Origin of the sequence: Arthrobacter globiformis, from assembly GCF_030815865.1 — a bacterium.
Lineage (GTDB): Bacteria > Actinomycetota > Actinomycetes > Actinomycetales > Micrococcaceae > Arthrobacter > Arthrobacter globiformis_B.
The window spans coordinates 1,036,149-1,054,899 of the sequence record NZ_JAUSXI010000001.1; the positions used below are offsets into that span (position 1 = coordinate 1,036,149).

The following is an 18,751-nucleotide window of genomic DNA, read 5'->3' on the forward strand; positions in this document are numbered from 1 at the left end:
GCTCAGCCGGGCGGCCCGGCGGGGCCGCCGGGTTCGTCCACGGGGGAGCGGTCGCCGCGCCGGCGTGTCACGATCAAGCCCACGACGGCGCCGATCACCAGGCCCACGGCCACACCGATCAACGAACTCGCCCAGAAGGGCAGCCCCGTGGCGGAGCCCGTGAAGTAGCCGAGGCCCACGAGCCACGTTGCCCACAGCATCCCTCCCAGCCCGGCGCACAGGTTGAAGCCCGGGGTGGACACGTCGGCGATGCCGGCTGCCGCGGACGTCGCGAGCCGGCCGCCCGGGATGAACCGGGCTCCGATGATGGTGCCGTAGGTGGAGGACCGGCCGGCCTTGGCGATTGCAGCGTGGATGCCGCGGTGGATTTTCTGGCCCCATGTCCAGCGGTCCAGGATGTGGCTCAGCCGGCGCTTGAACAGCTGGAACACCACCACGTCGCCCAGCCACGACGCGATGGCGGACAGGAGGCCCACCAGGAACAGGTTTGCCCGGCCCTCGGCGGACAGGGCACCGCCCGTGATCAGGACCATCTCGGATGGGATGGGCGGAAAAATGGCATCACCGAGGACAGCCGGAATGATCCAGAAGTAGATCGCCGTGCTCCACGTGTCCGGATTGCCGAAGTCCATTTGCACAACGTACCGCACACGGAACGGCAACGCGCCGGGTGGACAGCCACGGCAGAACTCCGACAGCCGGCGGAACTCCGGCACCCGGCGAAACTCCTACGCGTGGCGGACGCCTACGCCCTGGCCGGTTCACAATGCCACACTGGCTGCATGCGTATAGAGATCGTTGAGGGTGACATCACCGGACGGCCGGTGGACGCGGTGGTAAATGCCGCCAACTCTTCGCTGCTGGGCGGCGGCGGCGTGGACGGGGCGATCCACCGGGCCGCCGGGCCGGAACTGCTGGCGGCCTGCCGCGAGCTGCGGGCAACGACGCTCCAGGACGGGCTGCCGGTGGGCGCTGCCGTGGCCACCCCCGGATTCGGGCTGCCGGCGCGCTGGGTCATCCACACCGTCGGGCCCAACCGCCACGCGGGGCAGACCAATCCGGGGCTGCTCGCGTCCTGTTTTACCGAGAGCCTGCGGGTTGCCGAGGGCCTGGGTGTCCGGTCGCTGGCCTTTCCCGCAGTAGGCGCGGGGGTCTATGGCTGGGACGCCCGCCAGGTGGCGCAGGTGGCGTTTGACGCCGTCCGATCGTATGCCGCTCGCTCTGCCGAAGGCGGCGAGCAAGGCGTCGAGCTGGTGGAGTTCGTGCTCTTTGGCCCGGAAACCGTGGCGGCCTTCCGGAATGTCCTTGAAGGTGCTGCCTAGCGGATTTTCGACCTGGCTATCGGACTTCGCTGAGTTGGAGTCGGCTTCGGTACTCGACGGGTTCCTGCGTGACGGGGTCCACGAACCGGATGCCGCGTGCCAGCAGCTGGAGCGGCTTGGTGTAGTCGTCGGGTGCCTTGTCCAGCAGTTCGGGGTAGAACGAATCGTGCATGATGCCCAGCCCCAGAGAAGCCATGTGCACGCGGAGCTGATGGGTTTTCCCTGAGTGCGGTTCGAGCCGGTAGAGGCCAAGGCGTCCTGCTCCGGCAGCTGCATGGCCACCGGCGTCGGCACCGTCGAACCTCCGCAGCAGGTCGATCCGCGTCTCCGCATTTGGCTCGCCGTCGATGACCTCCGCCAGAAGGTAGCTGCGGGACTTCGTCATCCGGTTGCGGACCACCACCGGGAAGTCGACGGCGGGATGCCCGGCAGCCGGTTCGGCAGCGGACACGCACTCGTATTCCTTCTGGACCTGGCGCTTCTCGAACAGCACCTGGTACTTCCCCCGCGTCTCGGGGTTGGTGGAGAGCAGGAGGATGCCCGCCGTCATGCGGTCTAGGCGGTGCATCGGGATCAGGTCAGGGAGGTCCAGCTGGTTGCGGAGCCGGACCAGCGCCGATTCCTGGATGTACGTGCCGCCTGGGGTGGTGGGCAGGAAGTGCGGTTTGTCTACCACCAGGATGTGCTCGTCCTGGTGCAGGATGTTCAGCTCTACAGGCAGCCGGGTTTCCGGCGGGAGCGTTCGGTAGTACCAGATGAAGGTGTGGTCTTCCAGCCTGGTGCCGCGGTGCAGGGGGATGCCACCCTCGCCCACAATCTCGCCGGCGTCGAACCGGTCCTCGATGCCCTGGGGGTCGATGTGCCCCCAGCGGTGCATCATGTAGTCCATTGCGGTGTCCCAGGGGCCCTCGTCCGGGAGGCGCAGCCGGGTCGCATTCACGCCGTCGCGCACGGGAAGGGGGGATTGCATCACCGGTCCATTCTACTTTGCGCCCGCTGTCCTACTCCCGGCCCCGGGTCTCTGATGACAACCCATATTCGGAATCCCTGTTCAAGACCGTCAAGTACGATCTGGACTTCCCCGGACGCTTCCAGGACCTGCACCACGCCCGCGGCTACATGGCGGCATTCTTCACGAACTACAACGCCAATCACCGGCACAGCGGACTGAACTACTACACGCCCGACACCGTCCATCACGGACTGATCGAGCAGGCGCGCAGGCAGCGACAAAAAACCCTCGATGCCTGCTACGCCCGCAACCCGCACAGATACCGCCGCAAGCCCACTGCACCGGGAATCCCTCCCGTCGCAGGAATCAACCACAAAGAAACCACCCGGCTGTCACAAACAGCTTGATATATACAGCCGCCACGTCGGACGCGCAGGGAACCGTCGAAACGGCGACCTCCAGGAGCTGGCGGAGCCGGGGTCGGCCACGCAGCTCGCCGCGAAGGTGGGGCTGCCGCGGCAGAAGGTGAACTACCACCTCAAGGCGCTGGAGCGGCACGGCCTCGTCGAACTGGTGGAGGAGCGCCGCAAGGGCAACGTCACCGAACGCGTGCTGCGGGCCTCAGCCGCCTCCTACCTCATCTCCCCGGTGGCGCTGCAGTCGGTGGCGCCGGATCCGCACCGTTTCGCGGACCGTTTTTCGGCCTTCTGGCTGCTGGCGCTCGCCGGCCGCATGGTCCAGGAAATGGGGAAACTCATCGCCGGCGTTGCTGCCGCACGGCAGAAACTCGCCACGTTCGCGATCGACGGCGAGATTCACCTTTCGTACCGCCGCGGACCGGGCCGCCTTCGCCGAAGACCTGGGCGTGGCCGTCACCGGGCTCGTGGACAAGTACCACCACAGCGGTGCCGGCGGACGGAAGCATCGGCTCGTCGTCGCGCTTCATCCGGCACTCAAGCCGGAAACAAACGGAACAACAAAGACCATCCCAGCCAAGGAGCAGAACAATGACTGACGACCGGAAATTCGAGATTGTTTTTGACACCGAGCTGCCGGGCGCCCCGGAACGCGTCTGGGAGGCCGTAACCAAAGGGACTCCGGGCTGGATGTTTCCAACGGACCAGTGGCCGGACGTGAAGACCGTGGAGGAGTATCCGCACCACCTGGTCTCGCGCATGGACGGCCCGGACGGCTGGTACAACCAGCTGGAGCACGTACTGGAGCCGCTCGACGGCGGGCGGGCCCGGCTCCACTATGTCCACAGCGGCATCTTCGCGGACAACTGGGACCAGCAGTACGACGGCGCCCGCAAGCATACGGAGTTCTACCTCCACACGCTGGGCCAGTACCTGAAGCACTTCGATGGCCAGCCCGTGGTTTTCACGGATATCCAGGGACCTGCCGCTTCGCAGACGCCGGACGGCTTTTTGCAGCTCAAGAAGGCGCTCGACGTGGACACTGCGGCGCAGGGGGACACTTTTGAGGTGGAGGTCGACGGCGTCGGGCGGCTTTCGGGACAGGTGGACTTCTCCATCGAGAACTTCCTGGGCCTGCGGACCGGAGACACCCTCTACCGTTTCTTTGGCCGCAATGCGTTCGGTGCGCCCGTGGGCATGACGGTCCACGACTTCGGCGGCAGCAGGGATTCCGGGGCGACTGCCAGCGCCTGGGGCGCGTTCCTCGAAAAGGTCTACGTCTAGGCCCGCGAGCACGCCGAGCCGGAACTCAGGCGATGGCGGCGGCGGGGGAGTCCCTGAGTGAGCGCCGCAGCTGCGGGGCGGCGTCGAGCCTGTCCTGGGCGGCACGCAGCGCGAGGACTGCCGTCTCCAGCTGCTCCTGCGGCAGCGTGAACGGAATGCGAAGGAAGTTCTCGAACACCCCGCCCACGCCGAAGCGCGGACCGGCAGCGAGGCGGATGCCGAGTTCCGGGGCGATGACGGTCAGGGCCGTGCTGCTGGGCGACGGCAGCCGGCACCAGACGGCCAGACCGCCGTCAGGCCGTTCCGCCTCCCACCGCGGCAGATGGACCTTGAGTAGCTCCAACAGCGCGGAGCGGTTCTCCCGGAGCGCGGACAGGCGGGCCGGCAGGGGATCGGCCAGGTTGCGCACCAGATGGGCCGCCGCAAGCTGCTCCACCACAGGACCGCCCAGATCCATCGTGGTCCGGACAGCCGCGAACCGCTGAATCAGGCTCTCTGACGCGCGAATCCAGCCCGTGCGCATGCCCGCCCAATGCGATTTGCTCAGCGATCCTATGGACACCACGGACGAACTGAAGGAAGCCAGCGGAGCCGTTGTACCGCCGTCGAGATTCAGCGCACGGAGCGTCTCATCCACCACCAGGACAGTGCCTGATGCCGCGGCGGCGCGGACCAGCCGGCGGCGCTGTGAGTCAGGCATCAGCCGGCCGGTGGGGTTGTGGAAATCCGGGACCGTGTAGGCCACGCGGGGGCGCTGCTGCATCAGGGCAGACTCGACCGAGTCCAGGTCCCAGCCCCGCTCCGGCGTAGGCGGAAGAGGCACGGGCACGATGCGGCAGCCCGTGGCTCGGATGGCGTCGAGCGCGTTCGGGTAGGTCGGCTGCTCCACGAGGACCTTGTCCTGCTTGCCGACCAGCGCCCGCAGCACGATGTTAAGCGCATGCTGCGCGCCGGACGTCACCAGAATCTGCCCGGCCGTGGTGGGTACACCGGCGTCGGCATAGTGGCCGGCAATCGCCTCCCGCAGCGCCGGCACGCCCACGGCGTCGTAGCCGAAGCCGGGCAGCAGGGCAGGCAGTTCCGTGAGGGCAGCGGCGAAGGCCTGGTGGACCGCTTCGCCGCTGGCCGGGAGCGATGCGTACGCGAGGTCGATGACGCCGTCGGGAACAGCCAGGCCCGGCGCCCCCGACAGGCCCGCGCGGGAGTCCCGCTGCCCTGCCGTGTAGGCCGTCCGCGGCAGGCATGTGCGGCCTCGCGTGCCCTGGCCGCTGCTCAGGAACCCCTGTTCGCGCAGGCTCGCGTACGCCGCCGTCACCGTGGTGCGGCTGACGGCCAGGGTGGCGGACAGTGTCCGTTCGCTGGGCAGCGCGGTGCCAAGCGGGATGCGTCCGTCAAGAACCAAAAGGCGTACGACGTCGGCCAGCTCGCGGTAGGCGGGAGCGTTGCCTCGGTGCCACTGGCCCAGGAGACGGGAGAGGGCAGTGGGCGTGAGGGATCCGGACATGAGGCCAGTATTTCAAACTGGCCATGGAAAACAAGGCCAGTTGTGCCTCAGGATGGTTCAATGATGACGCGCAGACTCGCACAGCTCTTCACCGGCCTCGCCATGTACGGCATCTCGCTGGCCCTGTTCATCCGGGCCGGACTCGGGCTGGACCCCTGGGACGTGTTCCATCAGGGTGTTGCCGGCAAGACGGGCCTGAGCATCGGCGCGGTGGTCATCATCGTCAGTTTCCTGGTGCTCCTGCTGTGGATCCCGCTGCGGCAGCGACCGGGCTTCGGCACGCTCTGCAATGCCGTCCTCGTGGGGGTCTTCGCCGACGTCGGGCTCGCCCTGATCCCCGCGTTCTCGCACCTCGGCGGCCAGATCGCGCTGCTGGGCGGTGCAGTGATGCTCAACGGCATCGCCTCCGCGTGCTACATCGGCGCCCGCTTCGGCCCCGGAGCCCGGGACGGGCTCATGACGGGCCTGGCTAAACGCACTGGCTGGTCCGTGCGCCTGTCCCGGACCCTGATCGAGGTGGTGGTGCTCGGCGTAGGCTGGCTCCTCGGCGGCTCTGTCGGAGTGGGCACTGTGGTTTATGCGCTGGCGATCGGCCCGCTGGTTCAGCTCCTGCTGCCGTACTTCCTGGTTCCGGCCCGGGAACCGGCAGGGATTCCGGCCGCCGGCCAGACTGCCGCATCGCCTATCGATTCAAAGTCCGACAACCGCGAGGACCAGTCCGAGGCGCCGTTGGCCGTGTCCTGACCTCTGCTTTCCTGCGCCCGCTTTCCTGAACCGTTTCCTGTGGCCGTCAGGCGTCGGTGATGCCCAAACCGGAGGTGCCCAAACCGGTGGTGCCCAATAAGGGCTGGCAGGTCGGGCAGAAGTAGATGTCACGTTCTTCCGTGACAGCAGTGGTCGCGCTGCCGGGGCTGCCCGCCACCCCGGTTCCTGCACCGCTTCTGCCCGGCACACTCTTGCCCAGCACGCCGTGGCGGATGGGGGTCCGGCAGCGCAGGCACGGCTGGTGCTCACGGCGGTACACCCAGTAGCCCGGACGGCCGGCGGCACGGCCCACCGGAGTTCCGCGGGCGTTGAGCACGGTGGTCCGGCGGCCCGGTCCGAGGTTCGCCTCGAGCAGCTGCTTGGCGTCGGCAAACATCGCGGGCCAGTCCTTCACCGCGGCCGCCGGTGATGCCGGGTGGATGCCGGCCAGGAAGCACACCTCGCAGCGGTAGATGTTCCCGATGCCCGCGAGGTTGCTCTGGTCCAGCAGCGCCACGCCCACCGGCACGTCGGGCCTGGCCGCCACGCGGCGCTCGGCCTCGGCCGGGTCCCAGTCCGGGCCCAGCAGGTCGGGGCCCAGGAAACCCACAGCCTTGTCCTCTTCGCTGGTCTTGATCACCTCAAGCAGGCCCAGGGAAAATCCGACGGCGTCAGCAACGGCCGTGCGGAGCACGCACCGGGCCGTGAATCCCGGCTTCCGCCACCTGCCCCCGGGCGGGTAGACCTGCCAGCTGCCCTCCATCTTCAGGTGCGAGTGGATGGTCAGACGCTCCTGGGCCGGTCCCACCAGCCGCATCAGCAGGTGCTTGCCGCGGGGGACCACCTCCTCCATGGTCCAGCCCGCCAGGCTCAGGGTGGCGAAGCGGGGCACGCGGAAATCGGACGCGAGAAGTTTCTGGCCGGCGAGGGCCGCGTGCAGCTGGCTGGCGGCGCGCCAGACGGAGTCGCCTTCAGGCACGGATCCTCAGCCCCTTCGGTGTGGAATAGGCGCCGGCGGCCGTCAGCGCCGATGCCGCAGGGGTGTCGAGGATACCGTGGCCGTTGACCTTTTCCATGACGAGCTTGTCCACGGCACCGCGTTTCACCACGTCCACGAGGGCGCCGGCCGCGGCGGCGAGGACGAATTCGTCTTCCGTGAAGACGAGCAGCGTCTTGCCTCCGCGTTCGACGTACAGCACCAGCGCGCCGTCGACCAGTACCACGAGTGCACCCGCCTTCCGCCCCGGGCGGTGCCCGCTGCCGGCTTCGACGTTGCCGGCAGGCCACGACAGGGCCGCGCCGTAGGGGTTGGCCGGATCTGTTGCCGCCAGGGCCAGTGCCACGGGTTCCGGTTTGGCCAGCTGGGCGTCCTCGGTGTACGAACGCAACCGGTCGACTGTAGCGGGCACGGCGAACTGGGCGGCACCCAGATGTTCGATGAAGTACCCCCGCCTGCACCGTCCGGCCTCCTCCAGCCGGGCCAGGACCTTGTACATGAGCCCGAATCCGCCCAGGATGTTCTCGGCCATGACGGATCCACGGGTGACCACGCCGTACCTGTCGAGCAGCAACTCCGCCGTGGCGCGGGCGTGGATGGTGGGATCGAGCTCGGGTGTGGGAAGCGCAGACCAGCGCCCGGCCGCGAGCGGCGGGGTGGGGACCGCGCCGCCAGCCGAGCCGTAGCGTCCGCCGGACAGTCCCGGGGAGCCGAGCAGCCCGGTCCCGTGCGACCGTCCGAGCCGGCTGAGGCGCGGCGCCCTGGCCCGCGGTGCGCGCGCAACCTGCCGGTGGGCCGTGTGCCCGCCGGCGATCAGGGACCGGACCGGGGCGAACGTGTCCCCGGTGACCCGTCCGGCCCAGGCGAGATCCCAGATCGCGGACACGACGTCGTGGTCTCCCAGTACCGCGTCCATGCCGCCGGCAATGTCCGTCAGCTGCCGGAAAAAGTAGCCTCCTCCGTTAGCCTGCAGGTGGTCCAGCAGCCGCCGCTGGGCGTCGCCCGGTTCGAACTCGGGGGCAGGGTTCAGCGTGAGTTCCACCGAATCCGCCAGGTGCAGGCTGATCCAGCCGTCGTTGCCCGGAAGCGAGCCGGCACCTGACCAGAGGACCTCCCCGGCGGCCATGAGTTCGTCCAGCATGGCGGGCTGGTAGTTGGACACCCGGCTGGCGAGCACCAGCGGTTCCCAGGCGGAGGCGGGTATGGGCACGCCTGAGAGCTGGTCCACCGCGGTGATGATGCCATCGAGTCCGCGCAGGGCCGGCTGCCCCCGTCCCGTGCCCGGAGCGCGGACGTGTTGCCAGGCCGGCAGGAACCGGCCGTAGGCACTGATGTCCACTGGCTCCACCTCGGCCCGGAGCGCCGCGAGTGAACGGCGCCGGAGCTTGCGGAGGACCTCGGCGTCACACCATTCGCTTCCGGCCAGGGCCACAGCCGCTGAGGCAACGGCGGACGCCGCCGCCGCTTCCGCGACTGGGTCAAGGCCGGAACCGGAATCGGACACTGCGGCTGCCGGGCGCTCGCCGGCAGCCACCTCCGCATGGGGACGGAACTCGCCTTCCACCACCCGGCCGTCGGCCGCCAGCCGCTTCAGGGCAGTTCCGACGACGGCGGCACCGAGTCCCAGCCTGGCCGCGGCTTCGGTGGCAGTGAACGGACCGTGGGTGCGGGCATAGCGCGAGACGAGATCGCCCAGCGGGTCCGCCACCGGCTCGATGAAGGCAAGCGGAACGCCCATAGGAAGAGGTACACCGATGGCGTCGCGAAGCCTGGCCGCGTCTTCCACTGCGGCGAAGCGTTCGACGCCGGCGATGGTCACCTTTATGGCCCGGTTGGCACGCTGGAGGGCCGCGAGGTGGGCGGCGGCTTCGGCAACGGTGGCTTCGGGCTGCTTGGTTTCCACGGGCTCAACCAGCGGGGCCTTGGTTTCGGCAGGCTCAACCAGCGGGGCCTTGGTTTCGGCCGGCTCAACCAGCGGGGTGAGCCGGGCCGCAACTTCCCCGGGGTCCAGGGGACCGAGCAGCCGGAGAAGATCGGCCACGCCCTCGACGCCGCGGACTTTCCGGTCCGGGGCAAGGCGCTGCAGCTCGCGTTCGGTGGCGTCGATGACCCTGGCGTCCAGGAGCTCGCGCAGTTCCACGCGCCCCAGGAGTTCATTGAGCAGCGTGGAGTCGAGCGCCAGCGCGGCAGCCCGGCGTTCGGCGAGCGGGGAATCGCCTTCGTAGAGGAACTGCGCCACGTAGCCGAACAGCAGGGACTTGGCGAACGGGGACGGCTGCTGGGTGGTGGTCTGGACGATCCGGAGCTCGCGCCGTTCAACCGAGGCGGCGATGTCCTTCAGTGCGGGCAGGTCGTACACATCCTGCAGGCATTCGCGGACGGTTTCCAGCACGATCGGGAACGACGGGTATTTCCGGGCGACGTCCAGCAGCTGGGCGGACCGCTGGCGTTGCTGCCACAGCGGCTGCCGCTTGCCGGGCGTCTGCCGGGGCAGCAGCAGGGCACGCGCGGCACACTCGCGGAAGCGGGAGGCGAACAGGGCACTGCCGCCCACCTCGGCGGTGACAATCTGCTCCAACTCCTCGGGGTCGAACAGGAACAGTTCGGCGCCGGGAGGTTCATCCTCCATCATGGGCACGCGGAGCACGATGCCGTCGTCGGCGGCCATGGCGGACCCGTCCAGGCCGTACCGCTGGTGCAGCCGCTGGCCCACGGCCAGGGCCCACGGCGCATGGACCGGCATGCCGAACGGGCTGTGCAGAATGACCCGCCAGTCGCCGAGTTCGTCGTGGAAGCGTTCCACCACGAGGGTGGTGTCGCTCGGGACCACCTCGGTGGCCAGCTTCTGTTCGGACAGGTACTGCAGGAGGTTGTTCGCGGCGAAGTCGTCAAGGCCGCTGGCCTTGCAGCGTTCGGTGGCAGGGCCGACGTCGGACGCTGACAGTTCGCGGACGAACGCGCCAAGGGCGCGGCCCAGGTCCACCGGGCGTCCCAGCGAGTCGCCTTTCCAGAAGGGCAGCTTGCCGGGCTGGCCGAAGGCCGGAGAGACGAGCACGCGGTCGTGCGTGATGTCCTCGATCTTCCAGCTGGTGGCGCCCAGCGCAAAGATGTCACCCACGCGGGATTCGTAGACCATTTCCTCGTCAAGCTCGCCGACCCGCCGGCCTCCCTTGGCGGGGGCCGTGCCCGAAGCCTTGCCGTCGCCCGCCCCAGCGGGGGAGGCCGATCCTTCGGTCTCCGTGCCGATGATGTAGACGCCGAACAGTCCGCGGTCCGGGATCGTTCCGCCGGACGTGACGGCCAGCCGTTGGGCGCCCGGCCGGCCCTCGATGGTCCCGGCGTTGCGGTCCCAGACGATCCGGGGCCGGAGCTCGGCGAATTCATCCGATGGGTAGCGCCCGGCCAGCAGGTCCAGTGTGGCCTCGAACGCGGACCGGGGGAGGGTGGCGAAGGGGGCTGAGCGGCGGACGGTGGAGAACCACTCCTCCACGTCGATGCTGCCCAGGGCGGTGGCCGCGACGGTCTGCTGGGCCAGGATGTCGAGGGGATTGGCTGGCACGCTCAGCCGCTCGATCTTGCCGTCCAGCATGCGCTCAACGGTGATGGCCGTGTGCACCAGGTCGGCGCGGTGCTTGGGGAACAGGTAGCCCTGGGAGATTTCGCCAACCTGGTGCCCGGCGCGGCCCACCCGCTGCAGCCCGCTGGCCACCGAGGGCGGTGACTCGACCTGCACCACGAGGTCCACGGCGCCCATGTCGATGCCGAGCTCCAGTGAGGACGTGGCCACGACGCAGCGCAGCCGGCCGGATTTGAGGTCGTCCTCGATCAGGGCACGCTGGTCCTTGGACACTGAGCCGTGGTGCGCACGGGCCAGCAGCGGCTCTGCCCCCGCGGTGCTTCCTGCCTGCGCCATAATGTGGGCAGGCGTGGCGGTCGACGCCGGGACGCCTCCGGGCGCGGGTGGGGCGGGGTCATCCCAGCCTCCGCCCACTCTCAGGAGCTGGCGTTCCGCATGGATCTCGTTGAGCCGTGCGGTCAGGCGTTCCGCCAGCCGGCGCGAGTTGGCAAAGACGATGGTGGACTGGTTAGCCAGCACCAGGTCCACGATCTTTTCCTCCACATGCGGCCAGATCGAGGCCTGCGGCTGCAGGCCGGAGGCCGGCCCGGAGTCGAAGGCTCCGGCGGCGCCCTGCAGATCGGACATGTCCTCCACGGGGACGGACACCGTGAGGTCCCAGTTCTTCCGCGAGGGCGGGGCCACGATCTCCACCGGGGCGGAACCGGCCAGGAACTGCGCCACCAGTTCCCGCGGCTCGACCGTGGCGGAGAGCCCGATCCGCTGCGCCGGCGCAGGCAGCAGGGCGTCCAGCCGCTCCAGCGACACGGCAAGATGCGCCCCCCGCTTGGTGCCGGCCACGGCGTGGACTTCGTCCACGATGACAGTATCCACTTCGCTGAGTGTTTCCCGGGCCCTGGACGTGAGCATCAGGAAGAGGGACTCGGGGGTGGTGATCAGGATGTCCGGCGGGTTGCTGAGCAGGGCACGGCGGTCCGAGGCGGGGGTGTCGCCGGACCGGACTCCCACGGTGATCAGGGGAGCCGGCAGGTCCAGCCGCTTGGCCGTCTGTGTGATGCCGATAAGCGGGGAGCGGAGGTTGCGTTCGACGTCGACGCCAAGCGCCTTGAGCGGGGAGATATACAGTACGCGGGTTTTCCGCTTGGGCTTCCGTGCCCGGGACTGTTTGGTCTTGGCGCCGGACGGCGGTTCTTCGAGGCCGGGCAGCACCCCGGCGTCGGGCACAGCAGCGGCGGGTGCAGCCGACCCGGACACCAGGAGCCTGTCCAGGGCCCAGAGGAATGCGGCCAGGGTTTTACCTGAGCCGGTGGGCGCAACAACAAGGGCATGTGAACCGGATGAAATCGCGTTCCAAGCGCCCTGCTGGGCGGGGGTGGGCTCGGAAAACGCACCGAGGAACCACTCCCTGGTGGGCCGGCTGAACTGACCCATGGAGTCCCCGGCGGACGTGCCGGTGGACGTGCCGGCGGGCTCCTGCGACTGCATGCCTCCATCATGCCTCACGGCACCGACACCAACAGAAGCATCAGGTATGCCCTTACCCAGCCGGAGGAAGGTCGCGGGTGGCCGGCCCTTCCAGGACCTGGCCGTCGCTGCTGAAGCGGGAGCCGTGCAGCGGGCAGTCCCAGGACATTTCGTTGTCGTTCCAGTGCAGGATTCCGCCCAGGTGCGTGCAGACCGCGGACAGGCTGCACGTCGTTCCGTTGACGGTGGAGGTGGCCACTGGCTTCCGTTCGCGCATCGCCACGGTGCCCGTGCCCTCTGCGGGCACGGTGCCGTCCGAGGGTGGAAGCTTTTGCAGTCTGCCCCAGTCCTTGGCCAATGTGGCGGCCACCCCCGCGTTGAGGGTCACGGCCGAGGCCGCGCCCGGAGGTGATGTCATCCTGCGGTGGATGGTGTTGGCCCACGGCAGTTGGCCTCCGAGGATGTCCGCGGCGATGCCCAGGGCCGCGGCCACTGCGTTGGTCATGCCCCACTTGTTGTAGCCGGTGCCGAAGAAGATGCGGCCGCGGCCGCGGGGGAGTTTGCCGAAGAACGGCATGAGGTTGGTGGCCTGGTAATCCTGCGCGGACCAGGTGTGGGTGACAGTGGCACCGGGGAAATGCTGCCGTGCCCACGACAGGACGTTCTCCAGATGTTCCTTCTCTGAGCGGGCCTTTCCCACCGGGTGCCCGTTGCCGCCTACCAGCAGCAGATTCCGGCCGTCCGCCGGGTAGTCCCGGATGGAGCGCACGGGCTGTTCCACGGAAATGTACATGCCCTCCGGCGGCGTCCCGTTTCCTGCGAGCTCCATGGCTGCTGCATAGGAGCGGTTGGGCTTGAGCTTGGCGAAATACAGGCCGCGGTTCAGGATGGGGCTGCCCGTGGCCAGCACCACCGAGTCGGCCTGGACCGATCCGCGGTCAGCATGGACGGTTGACGGCCCCGCGCCGGTGACGTTCCGCACCCGAACACCTGTGACGATCCTGCCGCCGTGGCTCCGGACGTCCTCTGCCAGCGAGGTGAGCACATCCATGGGGTTGATCTGGGCCTGCCCGCGAAGTAGCACGGCTCCCCGGATAGGGAACGGCAAGCCCGCATCCCGGACGTAGTCCACCTCCAGATCGGCGGCGAGGGCCGCCGTGAGCTCCGCCCGCACTGCCTCCGTGCCCTGCTGGGTAGCGGCGTACGTGTAGGCGTCGCGCACCTGGAACGGCACGCCGCGCTGCTCCAGGTACCGCAGCAGCCATGCCTGCCCCTCGCGGTTGCCCGATACGTAGGCATCCACCACCTTCTGGGTGTAGTGCTGCCGGAGGGATGACAGCACTGTGCCCTGCAGCAGGGTGACCTTGGCCGTGGTGTTGCCGGTGGCCACGGCGCCCAGGCCGCGCGCTTCCAGGACAAGTACGTTCTGTCCCGAGCGGGACAGCAACAGGGCTGTGGTCAGGCCGGTCAGACCGGCGCCCACCACTACGGTGTCATAGGACTCGTCGGGGGTGAATGGGTCGCTGGTGAAAGTGTCGGTGCGGTCCAACCAGAGTGACGTCACGTGTCTCAACCTGCCTTTGGCCTGCGTCTTTGTCGCGGGGCGTTCCCGCAGCAGGCCCGGCGCTAACAGCGGGGACCCCGACGTAATCGTAAGTGTACTTACGGAGTTGGAGCCGGAACAGGCTTGGAACAGGGCAGGTTGCTTCGGGCAAACATTGCTTTAGCGGGCCTGGAATGCCTCGATGCTCAGGAGCTCAATGGAGGCGTTGCTGCAGGCATCCGAGGGCCGGGGCACGAACAGCGATGCCGTGTCCTCCGGCGGATAGATCCGGAATCCGGCGGCAGCGGTCTTGGTGCAGTCCGGGTAGTTCCCCGCCTGCGTGTAGCGGAGCACCGCGGTCCCTGACTTCCCGGGGGCCAGGAGGACGTCCTTGACGGCGACGGAGGTGTCGCGCTGGGCCGGGGCCCCGATCGGCTGCCCGTTCGGTCCGGTTGTTAGGGACACGCCAGCGAACCCCTTAAGGTGGCAGGAGGCCTCGCCGATGTTGGTGAGGATCAGCTCCATATAGACGCTGCCGGCGGCACCTCCGCCCGTGGCATCCGTGGTGGCTTTCAGTCCCGAGGCCTTGCACAGTTGAGCGCCGGCGGCGGTGGACTGCGGTGCCGCTGAAGTCGAAGTTGGCGAAGCCGGCTGGGATTGGGCAGGCGAAGCAGAGGGCGACGGCGGTGGGGAAGTTGCGGGGGCTGCCTGCGGGCTCGGGGTGGTTGAGCCGGTGGCCGGTTCGGTTGTCCCCTGGGTGGAGGGCTGGCTTGGTCCGCAAGCGGCGAGCAGCAACGCCAGGGTGGCAGCCGCCGTCGTGCATATCAGTCCATTGGTGATTCGCTGAGGCCTCATGGCTCTAACATTGCGGGCGTTCTTGCCGGAGTCAACGAAGGCGCGGCGGGGACTCTGATTTGATGCCCGGATTGTGACATCTCCGGAGCAGGCTTCGTCCATTCGGTCCGCGAGGGCTCCCGCCGATGGTGATGCAACGATAAACCAGCTCGGTAGCGCAGAATTACCTAATTCTGAGGCCGAAGTTGCGTTGATCTGCAGTTTTCGGTGTGCCAAACTGATCTTGGTCTCGCTTGTCTTTACCTTGTAGGAATCCACTCCCCGCAAGGAAATTCCGGCAAGGAAACATTGCTCGTAGTCTGGCCGCGATCCATCATCACTCACGTGGCCAGAAGTGTCCCCCGGCAACGGGGATGCGCAGGGTTGCGGGGAGACAGCTCGGCACTCGTCCGCGGCAACGCCGCTGCGGACGTTCCTGAATAGGCGCATCAGTCATTGGCTTCCGGCAACGCCGCCGAAGCCAATAACGATGGGGGCTGAGGTTATGACCGGTTGGCTTGTCCGCTGGAGTCTTAAGTTTCGATTGATTGTTTTAGCCGCTGCTGCCGGCATTCTGGGGTTCGGATTAACAACCCTGCCGTCAATGCCAGTGGATAATCTTCCAGAATTCTCTCCGCCACATGTGGAGATCCAAACCGAGGCACTGGGCCTGTCCGCCGTGGAGGTCGAACAGCTCATTACCTCCCCTATGGAGGCCGACCTGCTGAACGGGGTTGCCTGGCTCGACGAAATTCGTTCGAAGTCAGTCCCGGGCCTCTCTTCGATTGAGATGGTTTTTGAGCCTGGCACCGATGTCCTCCGCGCCCGGCAGCTCGTTGCAGAGCGGCTGACGCAGGCCTTCGCGCTGCCCAACGTGTCATCTCCGCCGATACTGATGCAGCCGCTCTCCTCGACGAGCCGCGTCATGATGGTGCAAATGTCCTCACAGGACGTGTCGCAAATCGACATGTCCGTCCTGGCCCGCTGGGATGTCAAGCCGGCGCTCATGGGTGTCCCGGGCGTGGCAAACGTCTCCATCTACGGCCAGCGCGAACAGCAGCTGCAGGTGCAGGTGGACCCGAAGCAGCTCCGCGCGAAAAACGTCACCCTTAGCCAGGTGGTTGAGACCGCCGGCAATGCGGTGTGGGTGTCACCGTTGAGCTTCCTGGAAGCATCAACCCCGGGTACAGGCGGCTTCCTCGAGTCCGCCAACCAGCGCATCGGCATCCAGCACGTGCTTCCGATCCGGACACCGGCAGACCTCGGCAAGGTCAGCGTTGAAGGAGCATCGGACAAGACGCTGACGCTGGCCGACGTGACCACCCTGAGCGAAGACCACCAGCCCCTGATCGGCGACGCTGTCACCGGCAAGACGCCGGGCCTGCTGCTGGTCATCGAAAAGTTTCCGGACACGAGTGTTGCGGACGTGACACAGGGCGTTGAGGCGGTGCTGGACGGGTTACGACCGGGCCTTTCCGGCATCACCGTCGACTCCAGCATATTCCGGCCGGCGTCATTCGTTGAGTCCGCCGTTGGCAGTCTGGGCCTTGCCCTGCTGGTCAGCCTCCTGCTGGTTACGGCGCTGATCGGCATCGCATTCCGGTCCTGGCGGTACGCCCTGCTGGCCTTCGTCGCCATTTCCGTGGCGGCCATGGCTGCGGCGCTGGTGCTGCAGTTCCAGGGAGCGGTCCTTAATGTCATGGCGTTCGCGGGCCTGGTCCTTGCCCTCCTCGTTGTCATCGGCGATGTCATCACCGACCTGCACAGCTTCCGGCGGGAATCGGCCGATGACCGGGTGTCACGCGAAGCCCTGCTTGCCCACGGGCTGCAGCGGTCCCGCGTGCCTGTCCTGTTCGCCGGACTCACCGCTCTGCTTGCCCTCGCCCCGGCGCTGTTTGTCCCGGGTGTGGAGGGTGCGTTCCTGACGCCCCTGGTGCTGTCCTACCTGTTGGCCACCGCCGTGGCGATGCTCGTGGCCCTGACGGTGACGCCGGCCTTGGCGAGCCTGCTGCTGCGGGGTCACACGCGGCCACGGCGCAGCCTTGCGGTGGTCCGCAAGGCCCGGCTCGGCTACGAGCGCTCGGCGCGGGCCTTTACCGGAGCGGTGGCCACAGTGTTCGCACTAGCGGCGGCTGCAACGGCCATCGCCGCACTTGCCATCGTTCCGGCCGCTACGCAGGAACTTCCTGTTGTGGCCGCTGTTCCCGACCGCACCCTCCTCGTCGAATGGGAGGCGGCGGCGAGTACAGGGGCTGATGTGATGAACAGGGTAATGACCAACGCCAGCGAAGAGCTGAGCGGAATCGGTGGAGTCTCCTCTGTGGGCGGCCACGTTGGACGTGCCATCACCTCAGATACCTCCTCTGACGTCAATGCCGGCGAGCTCTGGGTGACCATGGAGGACGGCGCCAACATCAGCAGCGTGCGCTCCGAAGTGCGCGAGATCGTCGAGGGGTATCCCGGCCTGACAGCGAAGGTGACCACCTACCCGGAGCAGCAGCTTGCTGCAGCCAGCGAAATCGACAATCGCCAGTTCAGGGTGCGCGTTTACGGCGTGGACCTGGACATCCTCCGCCAGAAAGCGGACGAAATCCGGGGGATCCTGTCGCGTACGGACGGCGTGGTTGAGCCGCAGGTGGATGTCACGGTAGACCAGCCTGTTGCGGAAATCGAGGTTGACCTCGCCAAGGCGCAGAAGCAAGGCATCAAGCCGGGCGATATAAGGCGGGCGGCTGCCACCGTCCTGCAGGGCATCGAGGTCGGGTACCTGTTCGAGCAGCAAAAAGTGTTCCAGGTGATCGTCAAGGGCACGGAATCCACCCGCAACAGCCTGACCAGCGTGACCGACATGATGGTTGACAAGCCAGAAGGCGGACAGGTTCGGCTGGGTGACGTGGCCAAGGTCACTCTCCGCCCGAATCAGTCAGTGATCCATCATGACGACACCTCAAGGCGAATTGACGTCGTGGCGAACATCCAGGGCCGCAACCTCGGCGACGTCACGCAGGATATCCAGGCGGCCATCAAGGGAATGCAGTTCCCGGTGGAGTATCACGCTGAGATCCCGCCGCAGTACGCCGAAAAGCAGGCCGCCGGTGCGTTCATCTGGTGGCTCGCCCTGGCGGCGGCAGCCGGCATCCTGGTCCTGCTGCTGACGGTCCTCGGCAACTGGCGGCTCGCAGGGCTCGTCTTCCTGCTGCTTCCGGTTGCACTGTCCGGCGGAATCCTCGCCGCCGGCCTGGCCGGCGGTTTCGGCTCCGTGTACGTGCTGGTGGCCCTGGCGGCGGTGCTCGCCTTGGCAATCAGGGACGTGGTCATGCTGATGGGAACCTATCAATCACTGCAGTCCCGTGCCCCGTCGGATTCGCCGGCACATCTCATGCGGCAGGCGGCCGGAGAGCGGCTTCTGCCAACTGTTCTGACCACCGTGATCACCGGACTGGCACTGGTGCCGCTGGTGCTGCTCGGCGGGCCGGTCGGCGGAGGCATGCTCCTTCCGCTGGCGCTGGTTGTGTGGGGCGGGCTTATTACCACTGCCCTGCTGACCCTATTTATTCTGCCGATCCTCTTCCTCCGCATTGGTCCACGCACCAACAAGGACTGGGGGAGCTCATTGGTGATCAACAACGGACCGGTTCTGGCAGAGAGGTCGGATTTGTCATGAAAAGCAATAGTGATTTTGGGGGCTGGCGTTCTGTTCTGGTGCTGGTCTGCGCAGCGTCGATTGGCCTCTCCGGATGTGCCACGGTGAAAACCACCGCGGCACCCGCCGGGCAGGCAGCGTCCACCATGGAGAAGGCCGGCCCGGATCTGAACAAACTGACGCTGACAGACAAGGCAGTGGAAAGGCTGGGAGTGACCACGGTCAAGGTGACCAAGGGTGAAGGCAGTCCGCTGCAGGTGCCCTACGGTTCACTGGTCTATGACGCCAACGGAAAGACCTGGGTCTACACCAATCCCGAGCCGCGGACCTACATCCGGGCCGCGGTGACGGTGGACAAGATCGCCGACAACAAGGTGCAGCTCCAGTCCGGTCCGGCTGCAGGAACCGATGTTGTCACCGTTGGTGCCGCGGAACTGTTCGGTGCCGAATTCGGCACAAAGGGTCACTGAC

13 protein-coding genes and 1 pseudogene are annotated in these 18,751 nt (G+C 67.5%); 7 read left to right on the forward strand and 7 right to left on the reverse strand.

Going from position 1 to position 18,751, the window contains the following annotated elements:
- Positions 1–2: 2 nt before the first annotated feature.
- Positions 3–632 (reverse strand): DedA family protein, encoded by a 630-nt coding sequence (locus QFZ33_RS04850; RefSeq protein ID WP_307025359.1) that lies wholly within the window; start codon positions 630–632, stop codon positions 3–5.
- Positions 633–782: 150 nt separating this feature from the next.
- Between QFZ33_RS04850 and QFZ33_RS04855 the strand changes: the two genes are divergently transcribed.
- Positions 783–1,322 (forward strand): O-acetyl-ADP-ribose deacetylase, encoded by a 540-nt coding sequence (locus QFZ33_RS04855; protein ID WP_307025361.1) that lies wholly within the window; start codon positions 783–785, stop codon positions 1,320–1,322.
- 16 nt (positions 1,323–1,338) lie between these two features.
- Here the strand turns inward: QFZ33_RS04855 and QFZ33_RS04860 are convergent, their stop codons facing one another.
- Positions 1,339–2,292, reverse strand: coding sequence for an RluA family pseudouridine synthase (locus QFZ33_RS04860; protein ID WP_307031665.1), 954 nt, complete (start codon positions 2,290–2,292; stop codon positions 1,339–1,341).
- 17 nt (positions 2,293–2,309) lie between these two features.
- On the opposite strand from QFZ33_RS04860, the gene QFZ33_RS04865 reads away from it, so the two are divergent.
- From QFZ33_RS04865 to QFZ33_RS04875, 3 genes and pseudogenes are all read left to right on the forward strand, one after another.
- Entirely contained in the window at positions 2,310–2,681 is a 372-nt protein-coding gene (locus QFZ33_RS04865; RefSeq protein ID WP_307025363.1) for an integrase core domain-containing protein, read from the forward strand.
- Position 2,682: 1 nt separating this feature from the next.
- A pseudogene (locus tag QFZ33_RS04870) lies at positions 2,683–3,289 on the forward strand (ArsR/SmtB family transcription factor).
- Positions 3,282–3,974, forward strand: a complete 693-nt coding sequence (locus QFZ33_RS04875; protein ID WP_307025364.1) for an SRPBCC domain-containing protein — start codon at positions 3,282–3,284, stop codon at positions 3,972–3,974. Before QFZ33_RS04870 ends, QFZ33_RS04875 begins: the two are co-directional and overlap by 8 nt.
- A 25-nt stretch (positions 3,975–3,999) precedes the next feature.
- On the opposite strand, the gene yczR is transcribed toward QFZ33_RS04875, so the two are convergent.
- Positions 4,000–5,478, reverse strand: coding sequence for a MocR-like transcription factor YczR (gene yczR / locus QFZ33_RS04880; protein ID WP_307025366.1), 1,479 nt, complete (start codon positions 5,476–5,478; stop codon positions 4,000–4,002).
- Positions 5,479–5,538: 60 nt separating this feature from the next.
- Here yczR and yczE point away from each other — a divergent pair, with 60 nt between their 5' ends.
- Positions 5,539–6,222, forward strand: a complete 684-nt coding sequence (gene yczE, locus QFZ33_RS04885; protein ID WP_307025367.1) for a membrane protein YczE — start codon at positions 5,539–5,541, stop codon at positions 6,220–6,222.
- Between the two features lie 46 nt (positions 6,223–6,268).
- Here yczE and QFZ33_RS04890 read toward each other — a convergent pair whose 3' ends face one another.
- From QFZ33_RS04890 to QFZ33_RS04905, 4 genes are all read right to left on the reverse strand, one after another.
- The gene (locus QFZ33_RS04890) at positions 6,269–7,201 is read right to left on the reverse strand and encodes an Fpg/Nei family DNA glycosylase (protein ID WP_307025369.1); all 933 of its coding nucleotides are present in this window, start codon (positions 7,199–7,201) and stop codon (positions 6,269–6,271) included.
- Positions 7,194–12,281, reverse strand: coding sequence for an Lhr family ATP-dependent helicase (locus tag QFZ33_RS04895; RefSeq protein WP_307025371.1), 5,088 nt, complete (start codon positions 12,279–12,281; stop codon positions 7,194–7,196). The genes QFZ33_RS04890 and QFZ33_RS04895 overlap by 8 nt, the downstream gene beginning before the upstream one ends.
- Before the next feature lie 52 nt (positions 12,282–12,333).
- On the reverse strand, positions 12,334–13,824 hold the full coding sequence (locus tag QFZ33_RS04900; RefSeq protein WP_307025374.1) for an FAD-dependent oxidoreductase: 1,491 nt from the start codon (positions 13,822–13,824) through the stop codon (positions 12,334–12,336).
- 159 nt (positions 13,825–13,983) lie between these two features.
- Positions 13,984–14,658: a DUF4232 domain-containing protein gene (locus QFZ33_RS04905; protein ID WP_307025376.1), complete on the reverse strand. Its 675-nt coding sequence runs from the start codon at positions 14,656–14,658 to the stop codon at positions 13,984–13,986.
- Between the two features lie 484 nt (positions 14,659–15,142).
- On the opposite strand from QFZ33_RS04905, the gene QFZ33_RS04910 reads away from it, so the two are divergent.
- A complete protein-coding gene (locus QFZ33_RS04910; RefSeq protein WP_307025377.1) occupies positions 15,143–18,301 on the forward strand; it encodes an efflux RND transporter permease subunit in 3,159 nt (1,052 codons plus the stop codon).
- Entirely contained in the window at positions 18,298–18,750 is a 453-nt protein-coding gene (locus tag QFZ33_RS04915; protein WP_307025379.1) for a hypothetical protein, read from the forward strand. The genes QFZ33_RS04910 and QFZ33_RS04915 overlap by 4 nt, the downstream gene beginning before the upstream one ends.
- The last annotated feature ends 1 nt before the right edge of the window (position 18,751 follow it).